At 74.0% G+C, this 18,746-nt stretch carries 15 protein-coding genes; 10 read left to right on the top strand and 5 right to left on the bottom strand.

Features of this window, described 5'->3' with window-relative positions; genetic code table 11:
- Positions 1-3 precede the first annotated feature (3 nt).
- From ABZS80_RS10795 to ABZS80_RS10780, 4 genes are read left to right on the top strand one after another with little or no spacing between them, the layout of a single operon-like run.
- Complete coding sequence (locus ABZS80_RS10795) at positions 4-456, top strand: MaoC family dehydratase (protein ID WP_355055520.1); 453 nt, start codon at positions 4-6, stop codon at positions 454-456.
- Positions 453-1,475, top strand: coding sequence for a phosphotransferase family protein (locus ABZS80_RS10790; protein WP_355055519.1), 1,023 nt, complete (start codon positions 453-455; stop codon positions 1,473-1,475). The genes ABZS80_RS10795 and ABZS80_RS10790 overlap by 4 nt, the downstream gene beginning before the upstream one ends.
- Positions 1,475-2,725 carry an acyl-CoA dehydrogenase family protein gene (locus tag ABZS80_RS10785; protein ID WP_355055518.1) on the top strand — a complete coding sequence of 417 codons (1,251 nt, stop codon included), beginning with the start codon at positions 1,475-1,477 and terminating at the stop codon, positions 2,723-2,725. The genes ABZS80_RS10790 and ABZS80_RS10785 overlap by 1 nt, the downstream gene beginning before the upstream one ends.
- A gap of 10 nt (positions 2,726-2,735) precedes the next feature.
- Positions 2,736-4,031 (top strand): MalY/PatB family protein, encoded by a 1,296-nt coding sequence (locus ABZS80_RS10780; protein ID WP_355055517.1) that lies wholly within the window; start codon positions 2,736-2,738, stop codon positions 4,029-4,031.
- Positions 4,032-4,117: 86 nt separating this feature from the next.
- Here ABZS80_RS10780 and ABZS80_RS10775 read toward each other — a convergent pair whose 3' ends face one another.
- Positions 4,118-4,480, bottom strand: a complete 363-nt coding sequence (locus ABZS80_RS10775; RefSeq protein ID WP_355055516.1) for an STAS domain-containing protein — start codon at positions 4,478-4,480, stop codon at positions 4,118-4,120.
- Positions 4,481-4,700: 220 nt separating this feature from the next.
- Here ABZS80_RS10775 and ABZS80_RS10770 point away from each other — a divergent pair, with 220 nt between their 5' ends.
- Positions 4,701-5,456, top strand: coding sequence for a GAF and ANTAR domain-containing protein (locus tag ABZS80_RS10770; protein WP_355055515.1), 756 nt, complete (start codon positions 4,701-4,703; stop codon positions 5,454-5,456).
- 48 nt (positions 5,457-5,504) lie between these two features.
- Here the strand turns inward: ABZS80_RS10770 and ABZS80_RS10765 are convergent, their stop codons facing one another.
- Positions 5,505-6,065, bottom strand: a complete 561-nt coding sequence (locus ABZS80_RS10765) for an NAD(P)H-dependent oxidoreductase (protein ID WP_151461434.1) — start codon at positions 6,063-6,065, stop codon at positions 5,505-5,507.
- A 138-nt stretch (positions 6,066-6,203) separates the two neighbouring features.
- On the opposite strand from ABZS80_RS10765, the gene ABZS80_RS10760 reads away from it, so the two are divergent.
- Positions 6,204-6,665: a MarR family winged helix-turn-helix transcriptional regulator gene (locus ABZS80_RS10760; RefSeq protein ID WP_151461433.1), complete on the top strand. Its 462-nt coding sequence runs from the start codon at positions 6,204-6,206 to the stop codon at positions 6,663-6,665.
- Positions 6,666-6,726: 61 nt separating this feature from the next.
- Here the strand turns inward: ABZS80_RS10760 and ABZS80_RS10755 are convergent, their stop codons facing one another.
- The 3 genes from ABZS80_RS10755 to ABZS80_RS10745 form a co-directional block, all read right to left on the bottom strand.
- The gene (locus ABZS80_RS10755) at positions 6,727-7,794 is read right to left on the bottom strand and encodes an LLM class flavin-dependent oxidoreductase (protein ID WP_355055514.1); all 1,068 of its coding nucleotides are present in this window, start codon (positions 7,792-7,794) and stop codon (positions 6,727-6,729) included.
- A 99-nt stretch (positions 7,795-7,893) separates the two neighbouring features.
- A complete protein-coding gene (locus ABZS80_RS10750; RefSeq protein WP_151461431.1) occupies positions 7,894-8,559 on the bottom strand; it encodes a response regulator transcription factor in 666 nt (221 codons plus the stop codon).
- On the bottom strand, positions 8,556-9,677 hold the full coding sequence (locus tag ABZS80_RS10745) for a sensor histidine kinase (RefSeq protein WP_355055513.1): 1,122 nt from the start codon (positions 9,675-9,677) through the stop codon (positions 8,556-8,558). The genes ABZS80_RS10750 and ABZS80_RS10745 overlap by 4 nt, the downstream gene beginning before the upstream one ends.
- Positions 9,678-9,820: 143 nt before the next feature.
- Between ABZS80_RS10745 and ABZS80_RS10740 the strand changes: the two genes are divergently transcribed.
- The 4 genes from ABZS80_RS10740 to ABZS80_RS10725 all read left to right on the top strand — a co-directional run bounded on the left by ABZS80_RS10740 (position 9,821) and on the right by ABZS80_RS10725 (position 18,683).
- Complete coding sequence (locus ABZS80_RS10740) at positions 9,821-10,765, top strand: ATP-binding cassette domain-containing protein (protein WP_151461430.1); 945 nt, start codon at positions 9,821-9,823, stop codon at positions 10,763-10,765.
- Complete coding sequence (locus tag ABZS80_RS10735) at positions 10,762-12,270, top strand: hypothetical protein (RefSeq protein WP_355055512.1); 1,509 nt, start codon at positions 10,762-10,764, stop codon at positions 12,268-12,270. The genes ABZS80_RS10740 and ABZS80_RS10735 overlap by 4 nt, the downstream gene beginning before the upstream one ends.
- On the top strand, positions 12,267-13,067 hold the full coding sequence (locus ABZS80_RS10730) for an ABC transporter permease (protein ID WP_355055511.1): 801 nt from the start codon (positions 12,267-12,269) through the stop codon (positions 13,065-13,067). The genes ABZS80_RS10735 and ABZS80_RS10730 overlap by 4 nt, the downstream gene beginning before the upstream one ends.
- A gap of 156 nt (positions 13,068-13,223) precedes the next feature.
- A complete protein-coding gene (locus ABZS80_RS10725) occupies positions 13,224-18,683 on the top strand; it encodes a carboxyl transferase domain-containing protein (RefSeq protein WP_355055510.1) in 5,460 nt (1,819 codons plus the stop codon).
- Positions 18,684-18,746: the final 63 nt, after the last annotated feature.

Here is an 18,746-nt window from a genome sequence, read left to right as displayed (position 1 = left end):
ACGATGAAGGTCTTCCAGGGCATCGAGGAGCTCCAGCGGGCGGTCGGCACCCACCTCGGGCACTCCGGCTGGCACCGGATCACGCAGCAGCAGATCGACGCGTTCGCCGAGGCCACCGGTGACCACCAGTGGATCCACGTCGACCCGGTGCGGGCGGCGCGCAGCCCGTTCGGCGGCACCATCGCCCACGGCTACCTGACGCTGTCACTGGTGCCGATGCTGGTCTGGCAGGTCTACCGGGTCGACGGGGTGAGCATGGGCGTGAACTACGGCGCCAACAAGCTCCGCTTCCCCGCCCCGGTGCCCGTCGACTCGGAGGTGCGGGCCGGGGTGGAGCTGCTGTCGCTGGCGCCGGGCGGCGGTGGCTACCAGCTGACCGCGAAGGTGACCGTCGAGGTGGCCGGCGCCGCGAAGCCGGCCTGCGTCGTCGAGACCGTCAGCGTCCTGGTCCCGTGACCGGCCGGCAGGACCCGCCCGGCCTCGACCTGGCGCGGCTCGGCGACTGGTTCGCGGCCGAGGTGCCCGGGGCGGCGGGGCTGTCGACCGCCCGGCTGGTCACCGGCGGCAAGTCCAACCTCACCTACGAGGTGGGCGACGGGCGGACGACGTGGATCGTGCGGCGGCCCCCGCTGGGGCACGTGCTGTCGACCGCGCACGACATGGCCCGGGAATACCGGGTCATGTCGGCGCTGCGCGCCACCGACGTGCCGGTGCCGGAGACGTACGCGCTCTGCGCGGACGCCGACGTGCTGGGCGCGCCGTTCTACGTCATGGAGCGGGTTGCCGGCACGGCGTACCGGCACGCGGCCGAGCTGGAACCGCTCGGCCCGGAACGCACGAGGGGCATCGCCTCCCGGTTGGTCGACACCCTGGCCACCCTGCACGCGGTCGACCCGGCGGCCGTGGGATTGGCCGACTTCGGCCGGCCCGCGGGGTTCCTGGCCCGGCAGGTGCGGCGGTGGCGCAAGCAGCTCGACGCGTCGCACAGCCGGGACCTGCCGGCCGCCGACGAGCTGTACGCCCGCCTGGCCTCCGGCGTGCCGGCCGATTCGGCGCCGGGCATCGTGCACGGCGACTACCGCCTCGACAACGTGCTCGTCGACGACCGGGACCGCCCCGCCGCGGTGATCGACTGGGAGATGGCCACCCTCGGCGACCCGCTCACCGACCTCGCGCTGCTGGTGCTCTACCAGCGTCTCGGCCGGCTCGTCGGGACGGCGGTGGCCGAGGCGTCGTCCGCGCCCGGCTTCCTGACCGAGGACGAGATCCTCGAACGGTACGCGGCGGCGAGCGGCCGGGAACTCCCGTCCCTCGGTTTCCACCTCGGCCTGGCGGCCTTCAAGCTGGCCGCGATCCTCGAGGGCATCCACTTCCGCCACCTGCGGGGCCAGACCGTCGGCGCCGGCTTCGGGCAGCTCGGCGAGGTCACCGAACTCCTCCTCGATGCCGGCCTGACCTACCTGAAGGAGCACTGATGGACTTTTCCCTGGACCCGCGGACCGAGGGGCTGCGCGACAACCTCCTGGACTTCATGGACCGCCACATCCACCCGGCCGAGCCGGTCTTCCACGAGCAGCTCGGTCAGCTCGGCGACCGCTGGGCCTGGGACTCGGTGCCCGTGCTCGCGGAGCTGCGCGCCGCCGCGCGGAAGCGCGGGCTGTGGAACCTGTTCCTGCCGGGCGAACTCGGCGCCGGCCTGACCAACCTCCAGTACGCCCCGCTCGCGGAGATCACCGGGCGGAGCCACCTGGCGCCCGCCGTGCTGAACTGCGCCGCCCCGGACACCGGCAACATGGAGGTGCTGGCCATGTTCGGCACCGGCGAGCAGCGCAAGCAGTGGCTGGAGCCGCTGCTCGACGGTGCGATCCGCTCGTCGTTCGCCATGACCGAGCCCGACGTGGCCTCGTCGGACGCCACGAACATCGCCACCCGGATCGAGCGGGACGGCGACCACTACGTGATCAACGGCCGGAAGTGGTGGATCACCGGCGCCATGAACCCGAACGCCCGGATCCTCATCGTCATGGGCAAGACCGATCCGCAGGCCGAGCGGCACCGCCAGCAGTCCATGGTGCTGGTCCCGCGGGAGACCCCGGGCCTGGAGATCATCCGCGGCATGGAGGTGTTCGGGTACGACGACCACGACCACGGCGGGCACGCCGAGCTGGCGTTCCACGACGTCCGCGTGCCGGCGGAGAACCTGATCGGCGCCGAGGGCGATGGCTTCGCGATCGCGCAGGCCCGGCTCGGCCCCGGCCGCATCCACCACTGCATGCGCTCGCTCGGCCTGGCCGAGCGGGCCGTCGAGCTGATGTGCGCCCGCGCCGAGCAGCGGGTCGCGTTCGGCCGGCCGCTGGCCGAGCAGGGCGTGGTCCGGGAGTGGATCGCCGAGTCGCGGGTGCGGATCGAGCAGTTGCGCCTGCTGGTGCTCAAGACCGCCTGGCTGATGGACACGGTCGGCAACAAGGGCGCGCACACCGAGATCCAGGCCATCAAGATCGCCACCCCGGCCGCCGTGCAGTGGATCCTGGACAAGGCGATCCAGGTGCACGGCGCCGCCGGCCTGTCCCAGGACTTCCCGCTGGCACGGGCCTACGCCGGCATCCGCACCCTGCGGTTCGCCGACGGGCCCGACGAGGTGCACCGCAACGCCCTGGCCCGTCACGAGCTGCGGCGCCAGGCCGCCGCGCGGCAGCGGAACGACGCGGGCCGCCCGACGGCCTAGGGTGGTGGGCATGGCAGGCTCCACCCCCTCCGCCGCCCGGAATCCGCTCACCGTGCTCGCCCTCGACGAACTCCGGCAGCGCAGCAGCGTGAAGTGGCGGATGCACCCGCCGGACGTGCTCCCCCTCTGGGTCGCCGAGCAGGACGTGCCCCTCGCTCCCCCGGTGGCGGACGCGCTGCGCCGGGTGATCGACCTGGGTGACACCGGATACCCGCATGGGACGGCGTACGCGGAGGCGCTCGGGGAGTTCGCCGCCGACCGCTGGGGCTGGCACGGCTTCCGGGTCGACCACACCACCGTCGTCCCCGACGTGATGATGGGCATCGTCGAGGTGCTCCGGCTGGTGACCGACCCCGGCGACGCCGTGGTGGTCTGCTCCCCCGTCTACCCGCCCTTCTACGCCTTCGTCAGCCACGCCGGCCGGCAGGTGGTCGAGGCGCCGCTCGGACCGGACCTGCGGCTGGACCCCGCCGCCCTGGACGAGGCGTTCCGCCGGGCCCGGGCACTCGGCCGCCGGCCCGCCTTCCTGCTGTGCAACCCGCACAACCCGACCGGCGTGGTCCACCGCCGGGACGAGCTCGACGCCGTGGCCGACCTGGCCGCCCGGCACGGCGTACGGGTGGTCTCCGACGAGATCCACGCCCCGCTGGTGCTTCCCGGGGCGCGCTTCACGCCCTACCTCACGGTGGCCGGCGCCGAGGACGCCTTCGCGCTGACCTCCGCCTCGAAGGCGTGGAACCTCGCGGGCCTCAAGGCGGCGCTCGCGGTCGCCGGGCCGCGGGCCGCCGCCGACCTGCGCCGCATGCCGGAAGAGGTCGGCCACGGTCCCAGCCACCTGGGCGTCCTGGCGCACACCGCCGCGTTCCGTGCCGGCGGGCCGTGGCTCGACCTCCTCCTCGACGGCCTCGACGCCAACCGCACCCTGTTGGAGACCCTGCTGGCGAAGCACCTCCCGGCCGTCACCCATCACCGTCCCGAGGGCACGTACCTTGCCTGGCTGGACTGCACGGCGCTGGGCATCGCCACCGAGCAGCCGCCCGGCGAGCCCGGGGTGGCCAGCGACCTCGCGGGTCCCGCGAAGATGTTCCTCGACCGGGCGCGGGTCGCCCTCAGCTCGGGGCACGTCTTCGGCACGGGCGGCGCCGGCTTCGTACGCCTCAACTTCGCCACCTCCCCGGCGATCCTCACCGAGGCGGTCACCCGGATGGGCCGGGCCGTCGAGGCGCTCGACCCGCCGGCCCGCGACGTGCCGGCGGGTCGACCCGCCGGTGGCTCGGCTCACGGGTGTTCCACCGTTTCGGGTTGATCCACCTCGGGTATCTGCGGCCTGCCGGCCGGCGCGAGTCCGAGGTGACCCGCCGCCCGCGCCCCATTCTGGAGGGAAGGGCAGGGCTACTCGGTGGTGAATTCGTCCGTGAGGCCGACGATGTCGAGGACCGCGACGGTGATCCGGGACGGCCTGCGCAGCACCAGGATGCATCCGGCGGAGGCGGCTCGCCCGCGGACGGTCAGCAGCGCGTTGACCCCGGCGGCGCAGAAGAAGCTCACCGCGCCCAGGTCGAGCACCAGCACCGGCGGCGCGTGCCCGGACAGCAGCCGGTCGACGAGGCCGACGAGCGGGTCGACGGTCGCCATGTCGACCGGGCCCCCGACCTCCACGACGACCGCCGGGCCTTCCCGGGCCAGCGCCAGGGACAGGGTCGGCCGGTGGGTGGTCTGCGGCGGCGCCGGATGCTGGGCGTGATCGACGGACATGAGCTGCTCCTCGCCTGAGGGTGGCGGACCGGGTTGAGGCCCGGCTCGCTCGTCGGCGACCGGGCACTGGTCCTGGGCTCATGTCCGAACCCACCTCGACCCTAGCCGCGTCCCGCCCGATTGGCACCCTGCCGGTCGGGGAAACATCTGCTCCCCAACACAGGAAGGCAGTGGTCGTTGCTCCCGCAGGGGGCCGGCACACGGAGTTCAGGAGGTGGCGGTGCGGTCCGATGCAACTGACCGGCATCTGGCCTCGGCCTACGGCCGGCTGTTGACGCTGCTCGCCGATTCGCCCCACGTCGACGTGTTCCTGGACCAGATGGTCCGGGTCGCCACGGAGGTCGTCGCCCCCGCCGAGGCCTGCGGGTTGACGGTGCGCCGGGACGACGGCGCGTTCACCGTCGCGAGCAGCGGCGACCTCGCCGCGCAGGGCGACGAGATCCAGTACGGGGCCGACGAGGGGCCCTGCCTCGAGGCCCTGCGCCAGGGGCAGGTCGTGGAGGTGCACGACCTGCGCGAGGACGACCGCTGGTGCGGCTACCGGGAACACGCGCTGCGGCTCGGCATCCTCAGCTCGCTGTCAATGCCCGTGACGGTCGACGGCGAGACCGTCGGCGCGTTGAACCTCTACGCCACCCGGGCGGGGGCGTTCACCGACGCGGCACGCCGGCAGGCCCTGGCGTTCACGGACCAGGGGTCGGCGGCGCTGGGCGTCATCCTCCGCCAGGCCGACCAGGCCCTCCTGCATCGGCAGCTCGCCGACGCGATGGTGTCCCGCAGCGTCATCGACCAGGCCCTCGGGGTGGTCATGGGCCAGCAGCGCTGCACCGCCGCGGAGGCCTTCACCCTGCTCCGGCAGGCGTCGCAGCACCGCAACCGCAAGCTGCGTGACGTGGCCGCCGAGATCATCACCCAGGTCAGCGGCGAGTCACCCCAGCCGGCTCCCGCATTCGTGCCACCGCGTCAGCCGTCGTGAGGGTGGCGACGGCCGCGGACGGATGCCGCGGCCGTCGCCGGTCGGTGTTCAGCGGTTGCGCAGCGGGGCGAGCGCGGTGCTCCAGGCCACGACCTGGTCCAGGGTGGTGGTGAGCGCGTCGTGCTGGAACTGGCTGGGCTTGAAGACGCTGAAGTTCTCGAAGTCGGTGAAGAGCGACAGCGCCACCTGGGACCGGACGTCGGCCATCTGCAGCTCGCCGGCGATCAGCCGCAGGTGCTCCACGGCCCGGGTGCCGCCCGCGGAGCCGTAGCTGACGAACCCGACGGCCTTGTTGTTCCACTCGGCGTAGAGGAAGTCGATGGCGTTCTTCAGGGCGCCCGAGGTGGAGTGGTTGTACTCCGGCGTGACCATCACGAACCCGTCGAACGACGCGATGGTGCTGGCCCAGCGCAGCGTGTGCGGCTGCGTGTACTGGCCCATCGCCGGCGGGTACGCCTCGTCCAGGTGCGGCAGCTGGTGGTCGAGCAGGTCGACGAGCTCGAACTGCGCGTCGCCGCGCTGCTTGGCGACGTCGAACACCCAGCGGGCGACGGCCTCGCCGTTGCGACCCGGGCGGGTACTGCCGAGGATGATTCCGATCCTGGTCATGTCGTGATGCCCTTCCAAAGTCCTTGCCTGGTCAAGTAGAAGCTAGTCATTTGTTGCTTCGTCAAGCAACCTCCGGCGGCGTGGCGGTCGTCACGGCGTGGAGCTGTCGTTGCTCGGTCAAGCAAGTAGGATGGGTGCATGTCCGCCGCACCGGAACCACTGCGCCCCCTCGACGCCGAGGAGGAGGCGCTGGTCCGCTCGCTGGGCCGGATCATGCACGTGCTGCCCCGCGCCATCGACGCCGACATGGTGGGCGACCGTCAGCTGCCGCTCACCGAGTACACGGCCCTCATGCACCTCTCCGAGGCGCCGGAGCGGCGGATGCGGATGAGCGAACTGGCCGCGGCGTGCCAGCTCTCCCTGAGCGGGATGACCCGCACCATCGGCCGGCTGGAGACGCAGGGGCTGGCCGAGCGGGTCAAGTGTTCCGAGGACGCGCGCGGGTGGAACGCCGTCCTCACCGACGCCGGTCTCGCCCGGCTCCAGGAATCCTGGCCGAGTCATCTGGCCAGCGTGCGGCGGCGGTTCCTCGACCACTTCGAGGGCATCGACCTCGTCCGGCTGGCCCGCGCGTTCCAGCGCGTCGGCACGGCCGACTGAGCCCTCCCGCGGGGGCGGTCCGGCCACCCGCGCGACGGCGGGCGGCCGGACCAGGCCCCGGTCAGCTCAACAGCTCCCGGACCCGCGGGACGACCCGCGTGCCGTAGAGCTCGATGCCGGTCATGAGGGCCGCGTGCGAGAGCCCGCCCATGCCGTACTTCATCTCGAAGCGGTTCGCGCCGAGCAGGTCGAGGTTCGCGGCGATCTTCCGGGCCACGGTCTCCGGCGAGCCGACGTACAGGGCGCCGTGCGGCCCGACCTCGCGCAGGAAGGACTCCCGGGTCGGCACGGCGAAGCCGCGGGTCCGGGCGACCCGGCGGAACACCTCCTGGTAGCGGGGGAAGAACTCCTCGCGGGCCTGCTCGTCGGTCGCGGCGACGTGCCCGGGCGAGTGCACGCCGATGGGCAGGGGATCCTTGCCGAGCTGCGTGAGCGCCTGGTGGAACAGCCGGGAGAAGGGGGCGAAGCGGGCCGGCGACCCGCCGATGATCGCGAGCATCAGGCCGTAGTCGTACCGGGCGGCCCGGATCACCGACTGCGGGTTGCCGCCCACGCCGATCCAGGCCGGGAAGGGTCCGGACTCGGTGTGCGGCACCACGTCCTGCTCGCGCAGCGGCGCCCGCATGATGCCCTTCCAGGTCACCGGCCCACCCTTGCGCAGCTCGGCGAAGAGCTGCGCCTTCTCCTCGAAGAGCTGCTCGTAGTCGGCCAGGTCGTAGCCGAACAGGGGGAACGACTCGGTGCTGGACCCGCGGCCGAGGATCACCTCGGCCCGGCCGCCGGAGACCGCGTCGAGGGTGGAGTAGCGCTGGAAGACCCGTACCGGGTCGTCGGAGCTGAGCACCGTGACGGCCGACCCCAGCCGGATCCGGGTGGTGCGGGCCGCGATCGCCCCCAGCACCACGTCGGCGGCCGAGAGCGGGAAGTCGCCGGTGTGGTGCTCACCGATGCCGAAGAAGTCCACGCCGACCTGGTCCGCGAGGACGCCCTGCTCGACGATGTCGCGGATCGTGCGGGCGTGCGAGAGCGGCCGGTCGTCGGCGTCGTGGGTGACGTCGCCGAAGGTGTCCAGGCCGAGCACGAGGGGAAAGGCGGCCGGGCGTACCGGATCCGACGGTGCTGTGGTCACGATGAGCCTCTGTCTGTGGGCGTTTCCTTGACCGGTCAAACATATCTCGCATGCTTGACTGGTCAAGGAAGTCTCGATCACACACCTACCGGCTGACCGTCACCGGTCCCCCGGGACCACCAGGCCCGACTCGTACGCCACGACGACGGCCTGGGTGCGGTCACGCAGGCCGAGCTTGGCGAGCACCCGGCTGACGTGGGACTTCACCGTCTCCTCCCCCACGACGAGCCGGGCGGCGATCTCGGGGTTCGACAGTCCCTCGGCGATCAGCCGCAGCACCTCGGTCTCCCGGGCGGTGAGCGCGCGAAGCGCCGCATCCGGTTCCCGGCGGCGTACGCGCATCCTGGCGAACTCGGCGACGAGCCGCCGGGTCACCGTCGGGGCGAGCAGCGCCTCCCCCGCGGCGACCACGCGGACCGCGTCGAACAGGCGCTCGGCGGTCGCGTCCTTGAGGAGGAAACCGCTGGCGCCGGCGCCGAGCGCGTCGTACACGTGCTCGTCGAGGTCGAACGTCGTCAGCATCAGCACCCGGGGCGGCTCCGGGTCGGCGAGGAGCCGCCGGGTGGCCTCGATGCCGTCCATCCCGGGCATGCGGATGTCCATGAGGACCACGTCGGGGCGCACCTGCCGGCAGATCCGCACGGCCTGCCCGCCGTCCGCGGCCGAGCCGACGACCGCGAAGTCGGGCTGCGTCGCCAGCAGGACCTCGAAGGCGGCACGCACGACGTCCTGGTCGTCGACCACGACGATGCGGGTGGCCGTCACGGGGTGCCTCCCCCGGTCGGCAGGACGGCCTCGACGAGGAACCCGGCGCCCGGTGCGGCACCGGCGCTGACCTGGCCACCGACCATGGCCGCCCGTTCCCGCATCCCGGCCAGCCCGTGCCCGTGGCCGCCGGCCGGGGCGGGGCCCGGGCCGTTGTCGTAGACCCGCACGCTCAGGCCGTCGCCGCGGTAGTGCAGCTCGACGTCGACGGCCGCGCCGGGGGCGTGGCGGCGGGCGTTCGTGAGCGCCTCCTGCACGATGCGGTACGCCGTCAGCTCGACGCCGGGATCGAGCGGCTCGACGGAGCCGCTGACGATCAGGCGTACGCCACCGCCGACGGCCGCGTCGCGCACCTCGTCGAGGAGGGCGTTGAGCTGGCGGAGCCCGGGTTGGGGGCGACGGGTCGGCTCGGCGTCCACGTCCTCCCGGAGCACGCCCAGCAGGCGCCGCATCTCCGTCAGCGCGACGCGGGCGGTGTCCCCGATGGCGGTCAGCCGGCGGGCGCCGTCCGGTGGCAGGCCCGGTGTCGCGAGGCGGGCCGCCTCGGCCTGCAGGGCGATCATGGTGATGTGGTGCGCCACCACGTCGTGGAGTTCCCGGGCGATCCGGGCCCGTTCGCCGCGGGCCGCGTACTCCATGAGCGTCGCCGCCGACGACTGCTCGTCGGCCCGGTGGCGGCGCCGCTCGTCCCGCAGCCGCAGCGCCGCCCCGGTGGCCGTCGCCAGCGCCGCGAGGGCCAGCAGGAGCAGGGCGACGGGCCGCCCGCCGGGCCGGTCGCCCGACAGCGGCGCCGCCGCGTACGCGGCGAACGGCAGGACCAGGGCGCCGGCGGTGCTCAGTGGACGCCGGCGGCCGGTGACCCCGTAGAGCAGCGCCAGCGCGGTCGCTCCGGCGGCGGTGACCGGATAGGAGACCAGCAGGCCGGACAGCGCCGCCGCGGCGGACAGGAGGGCCGCCGTCGCCGGCCAGAGGCGGGCCAGGGCGACGGGGGCGACCACGGCGAGCGCGAGGAGAACCGCGATCGCGGTCGGCCGGTGGTGGTACGCGCCCGCCATCGCCTCGATCACCGCCACGGCGCCGAGAGCGGCCGTCGTCGAGGCCGGCCCGATCCCCTTCACGCCGCCATTCTCACCGGCCGCGACACCGGTGTCGTCCCCCCGTCGGCGACCGGGCCTCCCCCGCACGAGGGAGGCGGCCACCGGCGGAAGACCCCTCTGCGCCGTGACGCGCGAGCCGGTCACCGCCGCCTAACGTCCCTGCCATGGAACCCACGATCGAGGTACGCGCGCTCCGCAAGCGCTACCGCACCGCCGTCGCGGTGGACGGGCTGTCGTTCACCGTCCGGGCCGGCGAGGTGACCGGCTTCGTCGGGCCGAACGGGGCCGGGAAGTCGACGACCATGCGGCTGGTCCTCGGGCTCGACACGCCGGACGAGGGTGTGGCCCTGGTCAACGGCCGCCCCTACCGGTCGCTGCGGACGCCGCTGACCCAGGTCGGCGCGCTCCTCGACGCCTCGGCCCTGCACCCGGGCCGGCGCGCCCGCGACCACCTGCTCTGGCTGGCCCACAGCAACGGCATCGGCCGGCGCCGGGTGGCCGAGGTGCTCGACCAGGTGGGCCTGGCCTCGGCCGCCCGCCGCCGGACCGGGGGCTTCTCGCTGGGCATGCGGCAGCGACTGGGCATCGCCGCCGCCCTGCTCGGCGACCCGCCGGTGCTGATGTTCGACGAGCCGGTCAACGGTCTCGACCCGGACGGCATCGTGTGGATCCGGGGCCTCATGCGGTCCCTGGCCGCCGAGGGACGGGCGGTCCTGGTCTCCAGTCACCTCATGAGCGAGCTGGAGGACACCGCCGACCACCTGGTCGCGGTCGGTCGCGGCCGCCTGATCGCCGACACGAGCGTGGCCGCGCTGCTGGCCGCGGCGTCCAAGGACCGCGTCGAGGTCACCACCACGCAGCGGGCCGAGGCCACGACCGTTTTGGCCAACGGCGGCGCGACCGTCACCGTGGCCGGTCCGGACACGGTCGTCGTCGACGGGCTGGCCGGCGACCGGGTGGCGGCGCTGCTGACCGGGGCCGCCGTCCCGTTCTCGGAGCTGCGGCGGCACCGGGCCTCCCTGGAGGAGGCGTACATGGACCTGACGCGCGGCGCCATCGAGTTCGCGCCGGAGGCCGGAGCGCCGGCGACCGAAGGGAGCGTGCGGTGACCGCTCGCGAGTCCTTCCCCCGCCTGCTGCTGGCCGAGTGGACCAAACTGCGCTCGGTGCGGCGCTGGGTGGTCACGCTGCTCGCCGCGGCCGCGCTGACCGTCGGCCTGAGCTACCTGGCCGCGTCGGGCAGCCGGACGAACATCAACGAGCACGCCGAGTTCGTGAGCGGGCCGCACGGCGACCCGGTCGCCGACGACTTCTACTTCGTGCACCAGCCGGTCACGGGCGACACGACGCTCACCGTGCGGGTCGCGTCGCTGGAACCCGAACCGTTCGGGCGCGACGTGGACCCGGAGCTGGACCGCATGACCAGGCTCGACGATCCGAGCCCGTTCGCCCGGCCGGCGGCCGGCATCATGCTCAAGGACGGCACCCGGCCCGGCTCGTCGTACGCCTCGCTGATGCTGACCGCCGGTCAGGGCGTACACCTGCAGTGGGACTTCGACGCGGACCGCAGGGGCAGCGCGAGCAGCGGGGCCCGATGGTTGCGGCTCGTACGCTCGGGCGCCACGATCACCGGGTACGAGTCGGCCGACGGCACCGCGTGGCGCAAGGTCGGTACGGCGACGCCGAAGCACCTCCCGTCCACGGTCGAGGTCGGCTTCTACGTCTCGTCACCGGCGGCCGTGTACACGTCCCGGGGCGGCGGCAGCTCGTCCGTCGGCGAGCGGCCGACCAGCGCCCGGGCCGCGTTCGACAACGTGCGGCTCAGCTCGGAGGGCGCCTGGCACGGCGAGGCGATCGGCCGCGCGGACCGGCTCGACGGAAAGGGCGGCGTCCGCGCCGGCGGCCGGGTCACCGAGGCCGGCGGCGGCTACACCGTCGTGGGCACCGGCACCGTCGGCCCGCGGCCGCCGGACGACGACATGGTCGAGATCGCGCTGGTCGGCGTCATCGCCGGGCTCATGGCCCTCATCGCGATCGGGGTCCTGTCCGCGACGTCGGAGTACCGGCGCGGCATGATCCGGACGACGTTCGCCGCGACCCCGCGCCGGGGCCGGGTGCTGGCCGCGAAGGCGATCGTCCTCGGCGCCACCTCGTTCCTCGTCGGGCTGGTGGGCGCGGTCGGGGCGTTCGCGCTGGCCGTACCGGCCCTGCGCGAGCGGGGCTTCACGACGCCGGCCTTCCCCCGGCCGTCCCTCGCCGATCCCCCGGTGCTGCGGGCGCTGCTGCTGACCGCCGCGTTCCTCGCCGGCGTCGCCGTGGTCGGCCTCGCGATCGGCGTGCTGCTGCGGCACACCGCGGCCGCGATCACGATCACCGTCCTCCTGGTGCTCGCACCGCTGATCGTCGGCATGATCCTGCCGGGCACCTCGCCGAGGTGGCTCATGTACACCACGCTGGCGGGCGGCATGGCGACCCAGCGAGCCAAGCCGCCGACCGTCACGCTCGCCGAGCCGTGGGCCCTCATCGGGCCGTGGGCCGGGATCGGTGTGGTCGCGGCATGGGTCGCCCTCACCCTCGGGCTCGCCTGGTGGCAGCTGCGCAGGCGGGACGCGTGACGGCGCCGCCGGCCCTCCGGGCGCTGCGGGCGGAGTGGACGAAGCTGCGGACCCTGCCGAGCACCGGCTGGCTGGCGCTGCTCACCGTCGCCGGCACGGTGGGCGTCGGGTTCGCCGTCACCGGGTCGCTGGACCACGCGCACTGCGGTCCGCCCTGCACCCTCGACCTCACGAAGCTGACGCTGGCGGGCGTACGCCTCGGCCAGGTCGGGATCGTGGTCCTCGCGGTCCTGGCGGTGACGGCGGAGTACAGCACGCGGACGATCCAGCCGACACTCATGGCCGTGCCGCGCCGGTTCCCGGTCGTGCTGGGCAAGCTCGGCGCCCTGGCCGTCCTCGGCACGACCACCGGCGCGCTGCTGGTCGCCGGCTCCCTGGCGGCCGGCCGGACGATGCTGCCCGGCAACGGGTTCACCGCGGCGCACGGCTTTCCGGCGCTGTCGCTCGCCGACGACCTCACCCGCCGGGCGGCCGTCGGGACGGTTCTCTACACCGGGCTCGTCACCCTGCTGGGAGCGGGACTCGGGCTCCTCCTGCGCGACACCGCCGGTGCGCTGACGGCGGCGCTGGCCCTGCTCTACGGCTCGCCCGTTGTCGCCCTGTTCGTCACCGACCCGACCTGGCAGCACCGCATCCACCGGTTCGCCCCGATGGACGCCGGCCTGACCATCCAGGCGACGCGCGACCTGGCCGCCGAGCACATCGGCCCGTGGGCCGGGCTCGGTGTCCTGTCCCTGTACGCCGCTGCGGCGGTCGTCGCGGGGTTGCTGGTGTTCCAGCGCCGCGACGCCCGCTGACCGCCAAAAAGTTTTGTTTGGTTCCTACAACTGGCGCCGCTCAGGCTTCGGCGGTTACGACATGGCGCCGCTGGCCGTCAGACGGAAAGGTGATCACTGCCGGGGGCCGTCGCCTCGCGGCGCGTACATCGTGGGTCCAACGGAGGGGTCGGTCGGGTGTTCAGCCGTATCGCCATCGTCAACCGTGGAGAGGCCGCGATGCGGCTCATCCACGCCGTCCGGGAGCTGGCCGCGGAGACCGGGACCCGGATCGAGACCGTCGCCCTGCACACCGACGTCGACCGCGACGCCACGTTTGTGCGGGAGGCCGACGTCGCCTACGACCTCGGTCCCGCGTCCGCGCGCCCGTACCTGAACCTGGCGGTGCTGGAGCGCGCGCTGGTGGAGACCCGGGCGGACGCCGCCTGGGTCGGCTGGGGCTTCGTGGCCGAGGACCCGGCCTTCGCCGAGCTGTGCGAGAAGGTCGGGGTCACCTTCGTCGGGCCGAGCCCGGAGGCCATGCGCCAGCTCGGCGACAAGATCGGTGCGAAGCTGATCGCCGAGGAGGTCGGCGTGCCGGTCGCGCCGTGGAGCCGCGGCGCGGTCGAGACGCTGGACGCCGCCCGGGCGGCGGCGGCCGAGATCGGCTACCCGCTGATGCTGAAGGCCACCGCCGGCGGCGGCGGGCGCGGCATCCGCGTGATCACGAACGAGGCTGAGCTGGCCGACGCGTACGAGCGCACCAGCCAGGAGGCGGCGCGGGCGTTCGGCAGCGGCATCGTGTTCCTGGAGCGCCTGGTCACCGGCGCCCGGCACGTCGAGGTCCAGGTGATCGCCGACGGCCAGGGCACCGCGTGGGCGCTGGGGGTCCGGGACTGCTCGGTGCAGCGGCGCAACCAGAAGGTCATCGAGGAGTCGTCGTCGCCGGTGCTCAGCCCGGCGCAGGCCGCCGAGCTCAAGGCGTCGGCCGAACGGCTGGCCGTCGCGGTCGGCTACCGCGGCGCGGCGACCGTCGAGTTCCTCTACCACCCCGGCGACCGGCTGTTCGCGTTCCTGGAGGTCAACACCCGCCTGCAGGTGGAGCACCCGATCACCGAGTCCACCACCGGGTTCGACCTGGTCAAGGCGCAGCTGCACGTGGCCACGGGCGGACGCCTCGACGGCGAGCCGCCCGCGGAGCGGGGGCACGCCATCGAGGCCCGGCTGAACGCCGAGGACCCCGACCGCGACTTCGCGCCCTCCCCCGGTCGCATCGCCCGCCTGGACCTGCCCGCCGGGCCGGGCATCCGGGTGGACACCGGCGTCAGCGAGGGCGACACCATCCCGGCCGACTTCGACTCGATGATCGCGAAGATCATCGCCTACGGCCGGGACCGCGACGAGGCGCTCGGCCGGCTGCGCCGGGCCCTGGCGAACACCACGGTGATCATCGAGGGCGGCGCGACCAACAAGAGCTTCGTGCTCGACCTGCTCGACCAGCCCGAGGTCATCGACGCGAGCGCCGACACCGGCTGGATCGACCGGGTCCGCGGCGAGGGCCGGCTCGTCGCGCACCGGCACTCCGCCGTCGCGCTGGCGGCCGCCGCCATCGAGGCGTACGAGGAGGAGGAGCGCGTCGAGCGGCAGCGGCTGCTGTCGACGGCGGCCGGCGGCCGCCCGCAGGTGCAGCACTCCAGCGGCCGGCCGCTGGACCTGAAGCTGCGCGGCGTCGGCTACCGGATGCGCGTGGCGCGCGTCGGGGCGCACCGGTTCCGGGTGGGCATCGAGACGGCCGGCGGCGTCCGCACCGCCGACGTCCAGCTGGACCGCTTCGACCGGCACACCGGGCAGATCGTCGTCAACGGCGCCCGGTACCGCCTGCTCACCGACACGCACGGCCCGATCCACCTGGTCGAGGTGGACGGCGTGACGCACCGGGTCAGCCGGGACGAGGGCGGGGTGCTCCGCTCCCCCATGCCCGCGCTGGTCGTGGCCACCCCGCTGGCGGTCGGCGCCGAGGTCGAGGCGGGCGCGCCGGTGCTGGTGCTGGAGGCCATGAAGATGGAGACGGTGCTGCGGGCGCCGTTCAAGGCGCGGCTGAAGGAGTGCGCCGTCTCCGTGGGCAGCCAGGTCGAGGCCGGCGCGCCGCTGCTGCGGCTGGAGCCGGTCGCCGACGAGGGCGCCGAGGCCGCCGACGCCCCGGCCGCGACCGCCGTCGAGCTGGACCTGCCCGCCGAGCCCGATGCTCTCCCGGCGCGCACGCGGGCCGCCCGTGGCCAGGAGGACCTGCGCGGCCTGCTGCTGGGCTTCGACGTCGACCCGCACGACGACCGCCGGGTGCTCGACGACTACCTCGCCGCCCGCCGGACGGCCACCGAGGAGGGCCACCGCCCGCTGGCCGAGGAGCTCGACCTCGTCAACGTGTTCGCCGACCTCGCCGAGCTGAGCCGCAACCGGCCGACCGGCGAGGACGGCGACGGCCACGTCCCCAGCGCCCGCGAGTACTTCCACACCTACCTGCAGAGCCTCGACATCGAGCGGGCCGGGCTGCCGAACGCGTTCCAGGCCAAGCTGGCCAAGGCGCTCGGTCACTACGGGGTCGGCGACCTGGAGCGCTCCCCCGCGCTCGAGGCCGCCGTGTTCCGGATCTTCCTGGCCCAGCAGCGGGCGGCCGCCGACGCCACGGTCGTCGCGACACTGCTGCGGTCGTGGCTGCGCGAGCCGCCGCCGGACGACTCGCTGCGCGAGCCCGCCGGCCTGGCGCTGGAGCGGCTGGTGGCCGCGACGCAGGTCCGCTTCCCGGTGGTCGCCGACCTCGCCCGGGGCGTGGTGTTCGCCTGGTTCGCCCAGCCGCTGCTGCGCCGCAACCGCGCCCGCGTCTACGCCGAGGTCCGCCGGCACCTGCGCCACCTGGACGCGCACCCGGACGCCGCGGACCGCGGTGACCGCGTGGCCGAGATGGTGCGCAGCACCGAGCCGCTGGTGCGGCTGCTCGGCCAGCGGCTGGTGCGCGACCACCTCGACAACGCGGTGATGCTGGAGGTGCTGACCCGGCGGTACTACGGGAACAAGGGCCTGACCGCCGTGGGCACCCGCGAGGTCGCGGGCTGCACGTTCGTGGTCGCCGAGCGCGTGGACTCGAGCGTGGTCTCCGCCGCGGTGCGCTTCGACGCGCTCGGCGGCGCCCTGCGCGGGCTCGCCGAGCTGGCGGGCGGCGCGGACCCCATCGACGCCGACATCTACCTGGCGTGGGAGGACCAGCCCGAGGACTTCGACGCGATGGCCGCCGCCCTGCGCGAGGTCCTCGCGGCGCACCCGCTGCCGCCGCAGGTCCGCCGGGTCACCACCACGGTGGCGGGCCGGGCCGGCGCCGTGATGCACCACCACTTCACCTTCCGCCCGTCCGGCGGCGGGATGGCCGAGGAGCGGCTCATCCGTGGCCTGCACCCGTACATCGCCCAGCGGATGCAGCTGGAGCGGCTGCACAAGTTCGACCTGACCCGCCTGCCGTCGTCGGACGAGGAGGTCTACCTCTTCGAGTGCGTGGCGCGGGAGAACCCGTCGGACCAACGCCTGGTGGCGTTCGCGCAGGTGCGCGACCTGACCCCGCTGCGCGAGCACGACGGCCGGCTGGTCGCCCTGCCGACGACCGAGGACACCGTCGCCGCCTGCCTCGACTCGATCCGCCGGGCGCAGTCGCGGCGACCGGCGAAGACCCGCTTCCAGACCAACCGCATCGTGATCTACGTCTGGCCGCCGAGCGAGCTGACCCGCGAGGAGATGGAGATGATCGCCGGGCGGGTCCGCCCGACGACCGCGGGCGCCGGGCTGGAGGAGATCCTGTTCATCGCGCGGCAGCGCGACCAGAGGACCGGCGAGCTGACCAAGATCGCCGTGCGGATCTCGTTCAACGCCACCGGCGGCGCCGAGCTGAGCGTCGGCGAGCCGCCGGTCGAGCCGGTCGAGCCGCTGGACGACTACCGGCTGAAGGTGCTGCGCGCGAGCAGCCGCAACACCGTCTACCCGTACGAACTGACCGGCCTGCTCGGCGACTTCGTCGAGCACGACCTCGACGAGAAGCACGCGCTCGTGCCGGTCGACCGGCCCCGGGGGCGCAACACCGCGGCGATCGTCGCGGGCGTGGTCACCACGCCGACCCCGCGGCACCCGCAGGGCGTCACCCGGGTCGTGCTCCTCGGCGACCCCACGAAGGCGCTCGGGGCGCTGTCCGAGCCGGAGTGCCGCCGCGTGATCGCCGCGCTGGACCTGGCCGAGCGGATGGGCGTGCCGCTGGAGTGGTACGCGCTGTCCGCCGGCGCCCGGATCTCCATGACCTCCGGCACGGAGAACATGGACTGGGTGGCGGCCGCGCTCAAGCGGATCGTCGAGTTCACCCAGGACGGCGGTGAGATCAACATCGTGGTGGCGGGCATCAACGTCGGCGCGCAGCCGTACTGGAACGCCGAGGCCACGATGCTCATGCACACCCGGGGCGTCCTGGTGATGACGCCGGACTCGGCCATGGTGCTCACCGGCAAGCAGTCGCTCGACTTCTCCGGCGGCGTGTCGGCCGAGGACAACTTCGGCATCGGCGGCTACGACCGGGTGATGGGCCCGAACGGGCAGGCGCAGTACTGGGCCCCGGACCTTCCCGCCGCCCGGGACGTGCTGATGGCGCACTACGAGCACACGTACGTGGCGCCGGGCGAGTCGGCGCCGCGACGGGCGGCGACCACCGACCCGGTCGACCGGGACATCTCGGACTTCCCGCACACGGTGGCCGGCAGCGACTTCACCACCGTCGGCGAGATCTTCTCCGCCGCGGCCAACCCCGACCGGAAGAAGCCGTTCGACATCCGGACCGTGATGCGGGCGCTGGCCGACCAGGACCACCCGGTGCTGGAGCGCTGGGCGGGCATGGCCGACGCGGAGACCGCGGTCGTGCAGGACGTGCACCTCGGCGGCATCCCGGTCTGCCTGCTCGGCATCGAGTCCCGGGCGGTGCCGCGCCGCGGCTTCCCGCCCACCGACGGCCCGGACACCTACACGGCGGGCACCCTGTTCCCGCGCTCGTCGAAGAAGGCCGCGCGGGCGATCAACGCGGCCAGCGGCAACCGGCCGCTGGTGGTGCTGGCCAACCTGTCGGGCTTCGACGGCTCACCCGAGTCGATGCGCAAGCTGCAACTGGAGTACGGCGCCGAGATCGGCCGCGCCATCGTGAACTTCCGCGGGCCCATCGTGTTCTGCGTGATCTCGCGCTACCACGGCGGCGCGTTCGTGGTGTTCTCGAAGGCGCTGAACCCGAGCATGACCGTGCTGGCGCTGGAGGGCTCGTTCGCCTCGGTGCTGGGCGGCGCCCCGGCCGCCGCGGTGGTCTTCTCGGGCGACGTCACCGCCCGCACGGCGGCCGACCCGCGGGTGCGGGACCTGGAGGCGCGGGTGGCGGCGGCCTCCGGCGCCGACCGCGCCGCGCTCACCGCCGAACTGGACGAGCTGCGCTCGTCGGTCCGCGCGGAGAAGCTCGGCGAGGTGGCCACGGAGTTCGACCGGGTGCACAGCATCCAGCGCGCCGTCGAGGTCGGCTCCGTCGACGCGGTCGTCCGCGCGGCGGAACTCCGCCCCCGGGTCATCGACGCCATCGAGGCGCACCTGCGGTGACCCGCCCGCGCGGTCGGCGGCGAACGCCGACCGCGCCCGGCACGACGAAGGGCCCCGGAGCGA

Source organism: Micromonospora sp. NPDC005305 (assembly GCF_040607315.1).
In the GTDB taxonomy this organism is placed as follows: domain Bacteria; phylum Actinomycetota; class Actinomycetes; order Mycobacteriales; family Micromonosporaceae; genus Micromonospora.
The sequence above is the reverse complement of the archived record's forward strand: the minus strand, read 5'-3'. Positions and strand labels throughout refer to the sequence as shown.

Excerpts from the sequence above, each read along its gene's own strand:
- ABZS80_RS10795 (WP_355055520.1), top strand. The coding sequence starts at position 4 with ATGAAGGTCTTCCAGGGCATCGAGGAGCTCCAGCGGGCGGTCGGCACC.
- ABZS80_RS10785 (WP_355055518.1), top strand. The coding sequence starts at position 1,475 with ATGGACTTTTCCCTGGACCCGCGGACCGAGGGGCTGCGCGACAACCTC.
- ABZS80_RS10780 (WP_355055517.1), top strand. The coding sequence starts at position 2,736 with ATGGCAGGCTCCACCCCCTCCGCCGCCCGGAATCCGCTCACCGTGCTC.
- ABZS80_RS10775 (WP_355055516.1), bottom strand. The coding sequence starts at position 4,480 with ATGTCCGTCGATCACGCCCAGCATCCGGCGCCGCCGCAGACCACCCAC.
- ABZS80_RS10765 (WP_151461434.1), bottom strand. The coding sequence starts at position 6,065 with ATGACCAGGATCGGAATCATCCTCGGCAGTACCCGCCCGGGTCGCAAC.
- ABZS80_RS10760 (WP_151461433.1), top strand. The coding sequence starts at position 6,204 with ATGTCCGCCGCACCGGAACCACTGCGCCCCCTCGACGCCGAGGAGGAG.
- ABZS80_RS10740 (WP_151461430.1), top strand. The coding sequence starts at position 9,821 with ATGGAACCCACGATCGAGGTACGCGCGCTCCGCAAGCGCTACCGCACC.